13 protein-coding genes and 3 pseudogenes are annotated in these 14,882 nt (G+C 39.0%); all 16 read right to left on the bottom strand.

Annotated elements, in window-relative coordinates:
* Window positions 1-480 precede the first annotated feature (480 nt).
* Window positions 481-1,217, bottom strand: a pseudogene (locus tag ACZ5B7_RS10395) (MFS transporter); the annotation flags it as partial.
* A 56-nt stretch (window positions 1,218-1,273) separates the two neighbouring features.
* A pseudogene (locus ACZ5B7_RS10390) lies at window positions 1,274-2,049 on the bottom strand (sulfite exporter TauE/SafE family protein).
* Between the two features lie 48 nt (window positions 2,050-2,097).
* Window positions 2,098-2,325 carry a sulfurtransferase TusA family protein gene (locus ACZ5B7_RS10385; protein WP_464493648.1) on the bottom strand — a complete coding sequence of 76 codons (228 nt, stop codon included), beginning with the start codon at window positions 2,323-2,325 and terminating at the stop codon, window positions 2,098-2,100.
* 93 nt (window positions 2,326-2,418) lie between these two features.
* Entirely contained in the window at window positions 2,419-2,814 is a 396-nt protein-coding gene (locus ACZ5B7_RS10380; protein ID WP_464493647.1) for a DsrE/DsrF/DrsH-like family protein, read from the bottom strand.
* A gap of 12 nt (window positions 2,815-2,826) precedes the next feature.
* On the bottom strand, window positions 2,827-3,402 hold the full coding sequence (locus ACZ5B7_RS10375; RefSeq protein WP_464493646.1) for a sulfurtransferase TusA family protein: 576 nt from the start codon (window positions 3,400-3,402) through the stop codon (window positions 2,827-2,829).
* A gap of 124 nt (window positions 3,403-3,526) precedes the next feature.
* Window positions 3,527-4,006 carry a DsrE/DsrF/DrsH-like family protein gene (locus ACZ5B7_RS10370; protein ID WP_464493645.1) on the bottom strand — a complete coding sequence of 160 codons (480 nt, stop codon included), beginning with the start codon at window positions 4,004-4,006 and terminating at the stop codon, window positions 3,527-3,529.
* A 71-nt stretch (window positions 4,007-4,077) separates the two neighbouring features.
* On the bottom strand, window positions 4,078-4,314 hold the full coding sequence (locus ACZ5B7_RS10365) for a sulfurtransferase TusA family protein (protein ID WP_464493644.1): 237 nt from the start codon (window positions 4,312-4,314) through the stop codon (window positions 4,078-4,080).
* Window positions 4,315-4,526: 212 nt separating this feature from the next.
* Window positions 4,527-4,790 carry a metal-sensitive transcriptional regulator gene (locus ACZ5B7_RS10360; protein ID WP_213140708.1) on the bottom strand — a complete coding sequence of 88 codons (264 nt, stop codon included), beginning with the start codon at window positions 4,788-4,790 and terminating at the stop codon, window positions 4,527-4,529.
* 13 nt (window positions 4,791-4,803) lie between these two features.
* The gene (locus ACZ5B7_RS10355) at window positions 4,804-5,184 is read right to left on the bottom strand and encodes a rhodanese-like domain-containing protein (protein ID WP_213140709.1); all 381 of its coding nucleotides are present in this window, start codon (window positions 5,182-5,184) and stop codon (window positions 4,804-4,806) included.
* A gap of 149 nt (window positions 5,185-5,333) precedes the next feature.
* Complete coding sequence (locus tag ACZ5B7_RS10350) at window positions 5,334-7,277, bottom strand: CoA-disulfide reductase (RefSeq protein ID WP_464493643.1); 1,944 nt, start codon at window positions 7,275-7,277, stop codon at window positions 5,334-5,336.
* 516 nt (window positions 7,278-7,793) lie between these two features.
* Window positions 7,794-8,942 (bottom strand): acyl-CoA dehydrogenase family protein, encoded by a 1,149-nt coding sequence (locus ACZ5B7_RS10345; protein WP_464493642.1) that lies wholly within the window; start codon window positions 8,940-8,942, stop codon window positions 7,794-7,796.
* A gap of 42 nt (window positions 8,943-8,984) precedes the next feature.
* Window positions 8,985-9,104: pseudogene (locus tag ACZ5B7_RS10340) on the bottom strand (CoA transferase); the annotation flags it as partial.
* A 43-nt stretch (window positions 9,105-9,147) separates the two neighbouring features.
* On the bottom strand, window positions 9,148-10,461 hold the full coding sequence (locus ACZ5B7_RS10335; RefSeq protein ID WP_464493641.1) for an MFS transporter: 1,314 nt from the start codon (window positions 10,459-10,461) through the stop codon (window positions 9,148-9,150).
* 79 nt (window positions 10,462-10,540) lie between these two features.
* Entirely contained in the window at window positions 10,541-12,094 is a 1,554-nt protein-coding gene (locus tag ACZ5B7_RS10330; RefSeq protein ID WP_464493640.1) for a fatty acid--CoA ligase family protein, read from the bottom strand.
* Window positions 12,095-12,189: 95 nt separating this feature from the next.
* Window positions 12,190-13,623 (bottom strand): NAD-dependent succinate-semialdehyde dehydrogenase, encoded by a 1,434-nt coding sequence (locus ACZ5B7_RS10325; RefSeq protein WP_423801757.1) that lies wholly within the window; start codon window positions 13,621-13,623, stop codon window positions 12,190-12,192.
* Window positions 13,623-14,831 carry an iron-containing alcohol dehydrogenase family protein gene (locus ACZ5B7_RS10320; RefSeq protein WP_464493639.1) on the bottom strand — a complete coding sequence of 403 codons (1,209 nt, stop codon included), beginning with the start codon at window positions 14,829-14,831 and terminating at the stop codon, window positions 13,623-13,625. The genes ACZ5B7_RS10325 and ACZ5B7_RS10320 overlap by 1 nt, the downstream gene beginning before the upstream one ends.
* Between the last annotated feature and the right edge of the window lie 51 nt (window positions 14,832-14,882).

The following is a 14,882-nucleotide window of genomic DNA, read 5'->3' as shown; positions in this document are numbered from 1 at the left end:
AACTCAAATTACATATCTCTTAAATAAGTTTGAGATGGATTCTTATTTTGACTCTTTAAAATATTTTTACCAGCCACTTAAATAAAAAAAAGGGCTTTTAGCCCTTTTTAAATTGGATATACAGTAAATTGCCCTCCACCAAAGAAAGTCTTGGTGTAATCAATCGTGACATTTTCAAAATAAACCTTGTCTCTTTCATTAACCAAAAACTGTATTCCATTGTATTCTGTAATTGCATCACTTTCTAATGCTGACTCCTCCAGAGCCAGACGGAGCTGTGGCCCCCCTCAACCAATACCCATAGATAATCGGATTAGCGGAAGTATTCCTTCATCAAGAAGATCTTGAACTTCTTTTGTAATTATGGATATTGCAGCCTGTGAAATTTGAACCATGATGTATCCTCCATATTTTTTAGATAAAAAAACTATTATTAATTAAAATGTTAAAGTTATATCTGCATCTTTAGCAAAATCTAAGAATGTTATCGCTCTCATTAGATAAATTACTTTTGTTTTTTCTCTGATCCTCTGCAATCGCTTTGGCAATGATAAGAGGATCTGGGTGCAGGAAAATTAAAAGCACCATTCCGGCAAGAATGTAGGTTGTAGCTGCTAAAATAAAAGGACCAGAGAGTGCAGGGACTCCAACTTTTATAGCAAATTGACCCATGATTTCAACCACGTTGGGTCCCGCAACAGCACCAAATGTGGTTGATACCATGGCGATACTGATAGCAGTGGCTCGCTGTCTCGCATTCGCCAAATCGGTACCTGCATAGCGAGCTTGTAGGTTTGTAGCTGTTCCAGCGCCATAAACTAATAGAGAAATAAAAAGAAGGACGATACTATTCATTACTGCTGCAATGACTACCCGATTGCTCCGATACCCCCAGCAAGGAAACCTGCTGCTAGTCCTGATCTACGGCCAAACCGCTGAGAAAGCCGCCCCACATATAGTGCTGCTCCAGCAGAACCCAAAGTGAATAGTGCAGTCGGAACTCCAGAAAAAATATCCGTTCCAAGCATTTGCTGAGCAAGAAGTGCTCCGACGGTTATACCTGCGGCAAGCCCTGCACCGCCAAAAATTTGTGAAAGGACAACGATGATAAACGTCCGTCTATATAAATTTTGTTGCTTTTCAGTCGAATCAACATAATTCTGTATCCATTCGGGATGCTTTATTAACCCAGTAGAATCATCTGATTTATATCTCATTGCCTAGCCTCCTTCCCCTCTTTATCGTTTATTTAATATTTTAATAGTACCTCAGCTTATAAAATATTCATCCATGTCTTCACTGCCGTAGCGAATATTAAGATACCCATAATGATTTGCAGAACTTTCGTATTGATCTTTTTACCAGCATTCGCTCCTAATGGTGAAGCAATTAAGCTGGCAACTACCATGATTAGTGAAGGGAGGATTTCCACTTGCCCCGTAGAGATTTTTCCCGAAACGGCTCCAATCGATGAAATGAGCGTAATCGCTAAAGAAGAGGCAATAGTCATTCTTGTAGGAATCTTTAGCACCACAAGCATAATCGGAACTAACAGAAAGGCTCCTCCTGCCCCTACAATACCTGCCCCAATCCCTACGATAAAGGCAAATAGTGCTGCCAGCCATTTGTTAAATTTAACTTGTTCCAGAGGAATATTATCAATCCCTTTTTCGGGACAAACATCATAATAACGGCAATTAGTGCTAAAACCCCATAAACGATATTAATTCTGCTTTCAGGCATATGTGTGGAGCCGAATCCTCCAATAAAACTTCCAATTAATATACTAGTACCCATGTAGGCAATCAAAGTTTTATTCAAATATCCACTTTTACGGTAAGCTAAAACCCCTCCAATGGTGGCAAAGAACACTTGGATTGCGGTGATTCCGGAAACTTCATGTGCTGTAAAATGACCTACTCCTAACATGACCGGAATATATAACAACATCGGAAAGTTGATGATGGCACCGCCTATTCCTAACATTCCAGAAATAAATGAGCCTACAAATCCAATTAGGAAGATCGTGATTATAAAACCAATATCCATGTTGACCTCCTCCTTAAAAAAAGGAACCAAAAATGGTTCCTCTTATTTTCATCCCTTTTTAATCCAAAACTTTAATATACCGTTCTCTTCTTCATGCTTGACTAATTCATGACCGCCAGATTTTGCCCACGCAGCGAGGTCATTTTTTGCCCCTTTATCAGTTGCATGTATTTCTAACACTTGACCACTCTCAAGTTCGTTCATTGCCTTTTTCGTTTTTACAATTGGCATTGGGCATGCTAACCCTTTTGCATCTAAAACTTTATTCGCATTCATTATTCTATTCCTCCTTGTTATTCTGCATGGTGGACCGCACAACGGTATGGTCCGATTTCCAGTTCTTGAGCCTGTATTTTTCAAATAAAAATATTAGAACGTTAGAGTGACATCCGCGTCTTTAGCAAACTCTAAAAACGTTACGGCTCCGCCTACCTCAATTCCATCAACAAAATCTTCTGTTGCTAAACCCATCACATCCATTGTCATTTGACAGCCAATGAATTTAACACCCATTTCTTGCGCCATAGCAGATAATTCAGGAATGGATGGAACATTCGCCTTTGCAAAGCCTTCATCAAAATGTTCTTTCCCTTCCGGCATTGGGAGTTTTTTGTTTGCTTCTTTATGGATTAAATTTAATCCTTCGAATGTAAAGAAAATCGCTACTTCTTGATCGGTTGCAGCGGCTGCCGTTGCGATATTAAACACTTTATAGGCATCAAATAAACCGCCATTACTTGCAATAATTGCTACTTTTTTATTCATTGTTAATTCCTCCTAATTTTTGATTAAACCTGTAGTTTTTCCATTCCATTGGCTCATTCCTGGAACCACATTAAAAACTTTTGCAAATCCTTTTTCCGCCAGCTTTTGTGCTGCCATATCACTGCGGTTTCCTGTTCTGCAGACGATATAAATTTTATCCTCTTTGTTTAAATCTATTAATCTCTCTTCCAATTCACCCAAAGGGATGGAGATAGCGTTTGGAATATGGTTAAAGGCATATTCTGCCGTTTCTCTGACATCAAGTACCACGATGTTTTCATTCTCAAGCTTCGCTTCTAGCTGTTCGTTGCTAATTACAAGCGGATGTTTATGTTCAATTATTTCATCACCAGACGACTTTCTCAGATAATGTTTTAATACTTCTCCTTCCTCCAACGTGCCTAAATATTGATGCCCTGTGCTTTCAGACCAAGCCTTTATATCCGCTTTGGATCCTTTATCTGTTGCCTGAACTTCCAATACTTGACCTGCCTCTAATTCCTTCATTGCTCTCTTGGTTTTAACAATTGGCATTGGACATGCCAAACCTTTAGCGTCCAAAATAACGTTAGCTTTCATGTTCTCCATCTTAAGACCTCCTAAATATATACCAATAAGGGTATTATTTTATCAAAAAAATTTTTCCCACACATTTCCTTCTCAGGTGGTCATCCACCTGTCATATTGAAAGGGAAAGATTCCTTCCCTTTTGTTAAATAAACAAATTCACATTGCCTTCTTCAGCGTCCGCTAAGTACGCTGCAACACCGGCATATTCAATGTTATCCAATAATTCTTCTTGTTGAAGACCTAACAAATCCATTGTCATTGTACAAGCCACTAATTTTACATCTTGTTCTTGGGCCATTTCGATTAACTGCGGAAGTGGCAGAGCATTGTGCTTTTTCATAATATCTTTGATCATTTTAGGACCGAAACCAGCAAAGTTCATTTTGGATAGTCCCATTTTATCTGCTCCTCTAGGCATCATTTTTCCGAACATTTTTTCCATGAACCCTTTTTTCAATGGAATCTGTTCATCTTTACGAAGAGCATTTAGTCCCCAAAACGTATGGAAAATGGTGACCTCGTGATCATAAGCAGCTGCACCATTTGCAATAATATAAGCCGCCATTGCTTTATCATAATCTCCACTAAATAGGACAATCGTTGTTTTTTTCATTTCCGTCATGTAGCAACCTCCTGATTGTAAATTTTTTAATTAAACCATTACGTGTACGGGTATTTTAAAGATCAAAAAAATTATCCTTTTTTAATCCAAAACTTTAATACCTCATTTTCTTCCTCTTCTTCCTCATGTTTCAATAATTCATGTCCAGTCGATTTAGCCCAGGCTGCTAGGTCATTTTTTGCGCCCTTATCAGTTGTATGAATTTCTAATACTTGACCAGATTCAAGTTCATTCATAGCTTTCTTTGTTTTTACAATTGGCATTGGACATGCTAATCCTTTTGCATCTAATACTTTATCTATATTCATATGACCACTCCTCTTGTTTTTTTATTACCCCAATGGGTATAATATTAAATAAAGGTAAAGCAGGTGTCAACCCTTTATATTATCCTATTTACAATGAGTTTTCTCCATTATTTATCCTAATATATACCGAAAGGGGTATTTCCCTTAAGAAAATAATATACCCTCCAAGATATTTATTAACACCTTTTTGGGTATGGTATTTTCCTCTTAGGTTAACGGCTTTTTACAAGCAAATCGACAGCTTCTTTTACCATTTCTTCCATACTTCTTTCTCCTTGGTCATTCGCCTTTTGCACACATTCCACTAAATTGGAACTTACAATAACACCAATTGTCCGATCAATGGCCGTTCTCGATGCAGACAACTGAGTGATTACCTCTTTACAATCCTTGTTTTCTTCCATCATTCTCAAAATTCCTCTTAACTGTCCTTCAATACGTTTTACCCTATTTTTAATTTGATCATTATAGTCCATGTTCTTATCTCCTTTAACAACAATTATTTTCTACCTTTAAAGATTTTTCCTCTATTGAAATTTTGTTATTGTCAGAAATGGAATATCCGACAACCCTAAAACCTTTATGTCTAAAAAAACGAACGCCAACATTTTTTTCAAGTGAACTCGATGCGATTATATATAAATCACCATCAGGTATTTCGTTTATATTTCTGTTTAGATAGGCAATCGGGATATTAATTGAACCTTTGATAGGATCGTTATTACATTCATTATAGTCTCTAATATCTATTATCATTATATTATCATCTTTAAGATCCTTCAAATTGATAAAATGAACACCAAGAACCGGAAAATATCTTCTATATAAAATAAATGATACAATTATTGTTAACAAAATTAAAACTATCATTTAAAGCCTCCTTCAATGAAACAAATTCATTGGCAAGGTTTATAATATACCCCGTTAGGTATTAATGTCAATAGAATCTAAAAAAATTTTTTTCAGTATGCAAAAAAAAGACCGCAATGAACATGGCGGTCTAAAGAATGATTTACTATTTACTTTTTTTCAATCCAAAACTTGATCATGTTTTTATCGATTTCCGTTCTCAGGATGGTATGACCTGCATTTTTTGACCAAGTTGGCAGATCGTTTAAGGCTCCCTTATCTGTAACATGCAACTCCAATACTTGTCCGCTTTCCAATGAATCAAGACCTTTTTTTAATTTGATGATTGGCATTGGACAAGTTAGGCCACTTACATCTACAACCGAATCCACTTTTATGATATTTGTATTGTTTACAACTGTTTCCCCAAGGTCGTTTGTGAAGGTTTCAACCTTTTTGTTTATATTGCTTCCAAATACGGAGGAATACGTTTTCCAGCCACCATCCACATTTTTAACCTGATAGCCGTTGTTTTTTAGAATTCTGCTTGCTAAATATCCTCTTAAACCGACCTGGCAACTGACATATATGCTCTGATCTTTAGGAAGCTCTTCTAATCGATTCCTTAAATCATTTAAAGGAATATTGATGGACCCTTCGATAAAACCAAACTCACGCTCCATTGGTTCACGAACGTCGATTAATAACCCTCCGTCTGCCACGATTTTGTCAATTTCATGCCATTGTACCATTTCCAGCTCGCCTTCCATGATGTTGGAAGCCACATAACCAGCCATATTAACTGGGTCTTTTGCAGATGAGTATGGCGGAGCGTAGGATAATTCAAGGTTGGTCAAATCTTCTATTGTCAATCCACCTTTAATGGCGGTTGCAATCACGTCGATGCGCTTATCCACACCATCTGCCCCGACTGCTTGGGCGCCGAAAATTTTCCCGTTTTCTTTATCAAAGATTAATTTTAAAGCAATTGGTGCTGCTCCCGGATAGTATCCTGCGTGTGAACTTGGGTGGATATGAACAACTTCATATGATACCCCTAAACGTTTTAATGTTTTCTCATTATTTCCAGTAGCTGCAACTGTTAGATCAAATACTTTAGCAATCGAAGTACCCATTGTTCCTTGATACTTCTCTTTTTTCCCCATCATATTATTTGCTGCAATCCGGCCTTGACGGTTTGCTGGCCCTGCGAGCGGAATCATGGCCTTTGCTCCGCTAATATAATCGACAACTTCAACCGCATCGCCAACGGCATAAATATCCTCATTAGAAGTTTGAAGGTATTCATTGATAATAATACCTCCACGCTCTCCCAGTTCTAACCCTGCAGTCTTGGCTAATTCATTTTCTGGTCTGACTCCGATAGATAGGATCGTCATATCGGTTTCTATTTCTGTTCCATCAGAAAGAATAACCTTCTTCCCTTGATCAGCAAATGATTGCACACCATTTTCTAAAATCAACTTTACGCCTTTTTCTTTTAAATGAGTGTGTAAAATACTGGCCATTTCAAAGTCGATAGGTGCCATAATTTGATTTGCCATTTCAATAATGGTCACTTCGATTCCTCTATCTACCAGGTTTTCTGCCATTTCAATTCCAATAAATCCGCCGCCAACCACAACGGCTTTTTTAGGATTTTGGGAGTCAACGTAGTTTTTGATCTTATCAGTATCCGGTATATTTCTTAAGGTAAATAACGTCTGATTTTCATTTAATCCCGGAATTGGTGGAACGATTGGTCTTGCTCCAGGTGATAATAATAACTTATCGTATGTTTCCTGGTAAACTTCTCCATTTTGTAAATTCTTGATAGTTACTTTCTTATTTTCTGGATCAATGCTCATTACTTCACTTAAATTGCGAATATCAAGCTTGAAACGCTCTGACATTCCTTTTACCGTTTGTACTAATAGCTTGCTTCGGTCTTTAATCGTTTCACCAATATAATAAGGTAATCCACAATTTGCAAACGAAATATGTTCCCCACGCTCTACAAGAATTATATCGACGTCTTCACTTACTCTTCTTAATCTGGCAGCTGCAGTAGCTCCGCCAGCAACTCCGCCTACGATGATTACTTTCAGTGTCATATTTGTTCCCTCCAAGTAATATTTATAAATCTTAACAACTAAGAAATAAAATTAAACATTATTAGATATACCCCAGTGGGTTTTATACCTATATGGGTATTATAGAACGTAATTAAAAAATGTGAAGTTTCTTCATGTGATTTTCACATTTTCTTCACATTTAATTTTCACTAATTATTCACATCTAAGGAAAAGGCTCAGTACAATATTTATAGAAATAAAGTTGCAGGCACAGCCAACAACTTCAAAGAACAACATTCGAACAGTAGCTGAATAACCTTTGGTTTGTTATCCATGCGACGTACATTTGTGAAAAAGAGAAAAAAAATCCCCCGTTAACCTACATACAAGGTATAAAGGAAAAGTCCTCTCTGCTTTTTTAAAGGAGAGGACTAAAATATAAAACACATATGCAACCTACAAATATCCCCACTGGATATTTAACAGGAAAAATCGAAGGTCTTACTCATCAAAACTAAAATATTTGCTTTATCTTGAACCTATAAGTGTAGATTTTTATAAATATTCCTGCTTTAACTGCGCTGCAATAATATTTTTTTGAATTTCGGATGTTCCTTCATAAATCTTGGTGATTCTTGCATCACGATAAAAACGTTCAACAGGGAATTCAGCAATATAACCGATTCCTCCGTGAATCTGTACTGCCTTATCTGCTATACGATTATACACTTCGGAACCCAGCAGTTTCACCATTGCCGCTTCTTTAATGACCTTCATACCCTGGTCTACCATCCACGCCACGCGGTATGTCATGCTCCTTAATGTTTCAATATCCAAGGCCATTTCAGCCAAGTAATGTTGAATAACTTGTTGCTCAAAGATTGGTTTGTTAAACTGAATTCTCTCATTGGCATGATGGAGAGACATTTCCAGCAGTTTTTCGCAGGAACCCAGGTTTCTGGCAGCAAGCCCTGCCCGGCCATTTGCTAGAATTTTTAAAGCATTGACATACCCTTGGCCTTCTTGACCGAGTACATTTTCTACAGGGACCTCGCAATCTTCAAAGAAAATCTCTGCAGAATGTGATCCGTGCAGCCCCATTTTCTTTTCCCTTTTCCCAACTGTGAACCCAGGAAAGTCTTTCTCTACGATAAAGGAGGTAATTCCTTTTGCTCCTTTCGATGGATCGGTTACGGCCATAACCGTAAAAACATCTGCGATCGGCGCATTTGTAATGTAATGTTTGCTCCCATTTAATATATATTTGTCCCCTTTTCTCACCGCAGTTGTTTTCAAGTTCGTAGCATGAGAGCCGGCGCTTGGTTCTGTCAAAGCAAACGCACCGATCATTTCACCTGCTGCCATCGGCGGTAAATACTTTCGCTTCTGTTCTTCATTCCCCATTTCCACAATCCCAACTGAACCTATCCCAGTATGGGCACCAATAACAGTCGTATAGCCATTATGTGTTCTGCCTATTTCTTCATAGATTGCACACTTGCCGACCATTCCGATTCCCGTTCCACCGTATTCTTCTGGTATACTCAGACCAAACAAGCCCATTTCCTTGGACATGTTCATTATCTTTTCAGGAATTTCATCCTTCTCTTCGATTTCCATCGCAAGAGGATCAACTTCGTTATCAATAAAATCCTGTATACTCTTTTTTAAAAACTTGATATCTTCTGATAATTGAAAATCCATAAAATCCACTTTCCTTTCTATTTATTGATGTAATCGTAAAATCCCCGGCTGTTCAACCTTAATCACTTCCGCTCCCATATCGGCTAATTGAATGCTGCAAAAAGGACCAGCTAGTGTTCTTGAAAGTTCTACTACTTTTATTCCTTCTAATGGACCAGCCATCCCAATGCCTCCTACATCTTTTTTTGGATTCAAAATTTACTTATTACTCATTGCTAGCTCGGGCCAGCTCCTCAACGATTGTTTTTTCACCTTTTGGTTTGAGGAGGAATAATGACGTAATTGCTATGACACAACAAATGACGATATACATTGTGATGGCATTGGCACTTTTAAATTTCTCCAGCAATGTTAAGGATATGGTAGGTGCCAATCCACCTGCAATGATCGCAGCAAATTGATAAGCAAGGGATGAGCCGCTGAATCTTAAATGGACAGGGAAGATTTCAGCAAGCAGAGTTGCTTGTGGTCCATAGATGACAGCCGGGCCGATACTTAAAAGTACAATAGCAATTGCAATAAGTACTATTTCTTTTGTATTTACCAAATAAAAATACGGCAAAGCTCCTAAAAGTGTCATGATCATTCCAGAGAACATAATTTTCTTTCGTCCAAATTTATCAGATAAATGCGCTGCATAAGGTACGATGAATAGAAAGGTGATCGCCACGAGCAATACAGCATTTGTGATCATTTGTTTATCCATGTTAAGTTGAGTTGTAGCGTAATAAATAGTAAATGTTGTACAAATATAAAAAGGAACATTATCAGCAAGACGGGTAAAAGCAGCTAGGAGAATCTCTTTTGGATATCCTTTAATAGTTTCTAAAATTGGTTGCTTTGCTGTTCTCTTCTCTTCTTTCAGCTTCTCGAATTCTGGAGACTCTTCAATCCCTAATCGGATATATAAACCAATAAACACGAGAGCAATACTCAGAAGAAATGGAAGCCTCCATCCCCAAGCTTCAAAGGAATCTCCTGTTAGGAACATACATAGTGAAACAACTAAAGTAGAAAAGATCATCCCTATTGGAACACCCAATTGCGTCATACTTCCCATTAAACCTTTTGATTTTTTCGAACTCCATTCAACAGAAAGTGTGACCGAACCACCCCATTCTCCACCGACACCAATCCCTTGAATAAATCTTAATACGACAAGCAAAATCGGTGCGGCAACACCAACGCTATGAAAAGTTGGCAATAATCCCATAAGGGTGGTACTAATCCCCATTATCAGTAAGGAAGTAACCAACGCAGCCTTTCTCCCAATTTTATCACCATAACTGCTAAAGACGATGGCTCCAATCGGTCGAGCTAAAAAGCCTACAAATAGTGTAATAAATGATTGTAAGACTCCCATGAAAGAACTAGATTCCGGGAAGAATAATTGTGGAAAAACGAGTGCAGCCATCGTTCCATAAATGAAAAAGTCATACCATTCAATAGAGGTTCCAACCACACTAGCTATGGCAACCTTCCTCATCTGTTTTTTTCTAACGTTTTCGTCCATTTTCATTTTGAACCCCCCTGATTTTCGGCTAATTCATAATAATGTTAAGGTTCAGAATATTAACGTCATTATTATCGCGATTTTTCTAAAGCGCAACTTTTTCAACGAGCTGTTCTTTTAAAGCCCTTCTTAAAATTTTCCCCGTTCCACTTTTCGGCAGTTCGTCGATAATCTCAATGGCCGAAGGAAGTTTATATTTTGCCAGATGTTCCTTACAATAGGCCTGCAGCTGCTCCGCTGTTATATAAGGATCTTTGGTGACCACATAAGCTACCACAGCCTCACCGCGGTCAGAATCCGGTACCCCAAAGACCGCGGCCTCCACTATGTCAGGGTGATGATAGAAGACCTCTTCTACTTCCCTTGGATAAACGTTATACCCTCCTACGATAATCAAATCCTTTTTGCGGTCAACAATATAAAAATAGCCATCTTCATCCATTCTTGCCAGATCACCTGTGTAAAGCCAGCCATCTTTTAACACCCTATTTGTCTCTTCAGGCATTTTATAGTAGCCCTTCATGACATTCGGGCCGCGGACAATCAGCTCTCCTACTTCCCCGACAGGAACTTCTTCGCCAAACTCATTCACCACTTTGTTTTCCACATGGCTGATGGATGTTCCAATTGAGCCTGGCTTACGTTCACGGTCAAGAGGGTTAAAAGTTGTTGTTGGTGATGCCTCGGATAATCCGTATCCTTCTAAAATCACCACATTAAATTTTTTCTCAAAATTTCTTAACAGGGAAACGGGAAGGGAGGCTCCCCCTGAGAAACAGAGCCTTAGCGATGCTAGATCCTCCGGGTTTCCTTCAGAAAATTGATTGAGGAAGTTAAACATCGTTGGTACGCCAAAAAATATTGTTGGTTGATATTTTTTACCTAAACGGAATATTTCCCTAGGGCTGAACCTTGGTACGATCAGCATCGCTGCCCTGCAAATAATCGCTGAATTCAAGCAATCAGTTAAACAAAAAACATGAAACATTGGCAGTACTGTAATAATGATGTCATCGCTTGTGATTTTTAAGTCATGGCTTACGTCCATGGCATTGCTATACAAATTCTTATGGGTCAGCATCGCACCTTTGGGTTTTCCAGTTGTTCCGGATGTAAAAAGAATAACAGCCACATCATCCTCATCCATTTCCGGTTCTTGAAAGTCCAAATTCCCGAAGGCCAGCAGACTAGTAAAGGATTTCAATTTAGGGTAAATAGAAAGGCCTTGCAAATCCTCTGTCTTTTCTTCCGTATCCACATACACATAGTGCCCTACTTTTGGCAGAAATGTTTGCTTTTTCGCAAGGATTGGGATGAGCGATTTCAAGGCAACAACAGCCTTCACATCACCATTATCAAGGATATACCCGATCTCGTCGGCTGTATAAATAGGATTAATCGGAATGACAGTCGCTCCTAATCGGAACGCCCCATGTAAACTAATCACAAACTGAGGAGAGTTATCCAACAATAAGGCAATATGGTCCCCTTTCTTGACCCCTAATTGTTCCAGGCCAGAGGCAAATTGTGTAATCGCTTGATTCAATTCAGCATATGTACTTGATTCATCTTTAAAGTAATAGGCAATCTTGCTGCCATCATATTTTGCTGTTTCATGAAGCTTTGTTGAAAAATTCACCTGGTTTCTCTCCTTTGCCAATCTATCATTTTAAAAATATTCTATATATATATGGAAAGCATTCTGTTCAAGAGACAGAACACTTCCCTGCTTTTTTACCGGCTTTCACTGCGTATTGCTACAGAAACTAATTTCGTTTCAAGATAGTCTTCCAAACCATAGCGGCCGCCTTCTCTTCCCAACCCGCTTTGTTTCACTCCTCCAAATGGCGCTTGAACAGCAAATGGGGCGGGGTCGTTTACTCCTACCATTCCATAGTCAAGCTTTTCTGAAACCCGGTGTGCTCGTGAAAGGTCATTTGTATAGAAATAAGAGGCCAGACCATACTCGGTATGATTTGCTTTTTCAATCACCTCATCTTCTGTACTAAAGCGGATTAATGGTGCCACTGGACCGAACGTTTCTTCATAGGTGATTTTCATCTCTTCGTTCACGTCTGCTAGTACCGTCGGTAAATAAAAATAGCCATTTTCATATCCATTCTCAGTCGGCACTTTACCACCGCAAAGAACTCTAGCCCCTTTACCTGCTGCATCAGTCACATGATCGTGTGCTTTATCAACAGCCTCTTGGTTCACCATTGGACCTACTTGAGTACCTTCATTTAATCCATCACCGACCACCATGGAGGCCACTTTATCTGCAAAACGCTGAGCAAATGCGTCATAAATAGAATCATGTACGTAAATACGATTCGCACAAACACATTGTTGGCCTGTTGAGGCAAATTTACTGGAAATGGTGCCTTGAATGGCAAGATCAATGTCTGCATCTTCAAAAACAATAAATGGAGCGTGTCCGCCAAGCTCCATGGATACACGTTTTACGGTGTCAGCCGATTGGCGAATGAGCTTCTTTCCGACTTCTGTTGAGCCTGTAAAGGAAATTTTTCGAACAGTGTCACTAGCCATTAGTTCTCCCACAATATCAGAAGAATTCCCAATGACAAGGTTCACAACACCTTTTGGAAGGCCAGCTTCATCAAACACTTTGAATAGCTCCAGTGATGATAAAGGTGCCTCACGGGATGGCCGAAATACAACCGTGCAGCCAACTGCCAATGCAGGACCTAGTTTTCTCGCGCCCATTGATAGCGGAAAATTCCATGGCGTAATCGCCCCAACAACCCCAATTGGCTGCTTGATGACAGAAATTCTTTTATTTGGCGCAGAGGCAGGGACGATATCCCCATAGACCCGTCGGGCTTCTTCTGCATACCATTTAAAAAAAGCGATCGTGCTCCCCACTTCATAGCGGGCATTATGAATGGATTTGCCCATCTCCTTCGTAATGGTCTGGGCAAAGTGTTCTTTTTTTGCCTCCAATAGTTCCACGACTTTATGCAAATAAGCCCCCCGCTGTTCACCGGTCAGTCCAGACCATAATGGGAACGCATTTTTTGCTGCTTCTATCGCTCGTTTCGTTTCTTCTTTTCCTACTAAAAACACTCGATCAACCACTACACCATTAGCGGGGTTTTTTACCTCTAATCTTTGTTCAGTTTCCAACCACTTTCCATTAATGTACATTATTCTGCTGATCCCCCTTCTTGATAGAATGGTAAAACCCGATTATAAATTTTTATCACATCATCTATGACAACTTTTCGCGGATTATTTGGAATGGTCCCTTTATCATCCATTGCATCATGGGCTAAACGGTCGACCATTTCCTTTGTAAATTCAATTCCTAAATAACTAAAATCTTTTGGTATATTCAATGATTGGTTAAAATCATTTAGTAAGTCTACTAGTTCTTCAGCAGCAACTTTATCATTCTCAAAAGTTAAGGAAGGTTCAAAGATTCTAGCAATCTCGGCATATTTCTTATAGTTTGAGATTAGATTGTGTTTCATCACATAAGGTAATATAATTGCATTCGCCAGACCATGGGGTACATGGTAGATAGCGGACATCGGATGTGAACAGGAGTGAACCAGCCCAACACCGCCAAGACCAAAAGCCATACCAGCAATGGTGCTTGCCAGATGCACTTGTGATCTTGCTTCAAGGTTATTAGGATGTGCATAACTAGCTGGCAGATGATCTTTAAGCATTTTAATTGCTTGTAGTGCTAAGCCATCCGTTATGGGAGTTGAACGTACAGATGTAAATGCTTCTATTGCATGAACCATAGCATCCATTCCTGTAGATGCGACTACGTGGCGTGGAAGTGAAGTGGTTAACAATGGATCAATAAATGCAATATTAGGTGCCAACTTGGGTGAAGCAACAACATATTTCCTGCCTGCCTCATGGTCAGTGACCACTGAAACTGTCGTTACTTCAGAGCCGGTACCAACAGTTGTAGGAATAGCAAATAAGGTAGGAATATCGTTAACAACTGGATTTACTCCGCGGCGATAATCAAGGATTTGGCCGGGATGACTAACCACTACGCCAACTGCTTTTGCGAAGTCCATTGCACTTCCTCCGCCAACGGCGAGAATCATGTCACATGATTCAGCTCTATAAACTTTAGCCCCCTTCATGACCGTTACGGCATGAGGATTTGGCTCAATCTCTGAAAATAAGGCTGAATCAATCCCGTTTTCTTTTAAAAGGGATTGTATTTTATTTGGAATTCCAGCTTGAACAAGTCCAGGATCAGTCGCTATAAAAACGTTCAATTTATTGAACTCCTTAATTTTTACTACTAAACTTTCCTCGACACTGTTTACTCCAAAAATTACATTGGTAGGTAATGAAGAATTAAAATTTTGCTGACTTAGATACATAATAACCTCCCTATTCCTCTCTATTTATTTTCCGATGGTAAAACAGGGATT

Source organism: Neobacillus sp. S1115 (assembly GCF_055385565.1).
This window is presented reverse-complemented; position numbering and strand designations above follow the sequence as displayed.

Excerpts from the sequence above, each read along its gene's own strand:
- ACZ5B7_RS10385 (WP_464493648.1), bottom strand. The coding sequence starts at position 2,325 with ATGAATGCGAATAAAGTTTTAGATGCAAAAGGGTTAGCATGCCCAATG.
- ACZ5B7_RS10380 (WP_464493647.1), bottom strand. The coding sequence starts at position 2,814 with ATGAATAAAAAAGTAGCAATTATTGCAAGTAATGGCGGTTTATTTGAT.
- ACZ5B7_RS10375 (WP_464493646.1), bottom strand. The coding sequence starts at position 3,402 with ATGGAGAACATGAAAGCTAACGTTATTTTGGACGCTAAAGGTTTGGCA.
- ACZ5B7_RS10370 (WP_464493645.1), bottom strand. The coding sequence starts at position 4,006 with ATGACGGAAATGAAAAAAACAACGATTGTCCTATTTAGTGGAGATTAT.
- ACZ5B7_RS10365 (WP_464493644.1), bottom strand. The coding sequence starts at position 4,314 with ATGAATATAGATAAAGTATTAGATGCAAAAGGATTAGCATGTCCAATG.
- ACZ5B7_RS10360 (WP_213140708.1), bottom strand. The coding sequence starts at position 4,790 with ATGGACTATAATGATCAAATTAAAAATAGGGTAAAACGTATTGAAGGA.
- ACZ5B7_RS10355 (WP_213140709.1), bottom strand. The coding sequence starts at position 5,184 with ATGATAGTTTTAATTTTGTTAACAATAATTGTATCATTTATTTTATAT.
- ACZ5B7_RS10350 (WP_464493643.1), bottom strand. The coding sequence starts at position 7,277 with ATGACACTGAAAGTAATCATCGTAGGCGGAGTTGCTGGCGGAGCTACT.
- ACZ5B7_RS10345 (WP_464493642.1), bottom strand. The coding sequence starts at position 8,942 with ATGGATTTTCAATTATCAGAAGATATCAAGTTTTTAAAAAAGAGTATA.
- ACZ5B7_RS10335 (WP_464493641.1), bottom strand. The coding sequence starts at position 10,461 with ATGAAAATGGACGAAAACGTTAGAAAAAAACAGATGAGGAAGGTTGCC.
- ACZ5B7_RS10325 (WP_423801757.1), bottom strand. The coding sequence starts at position 13,623 with ATGTACATTAATGGAAAGTGGTTGGAAACTGAACAAAGATTAGAGGTA.
- ACZ5B7_RS10320 (WP_464493639.1), bottom strand. The coding sequence starts at position 14,831 with ATGTATCTAAGTCAGCAAAATTTTAATTCTTCATTACCTACCAATGTA.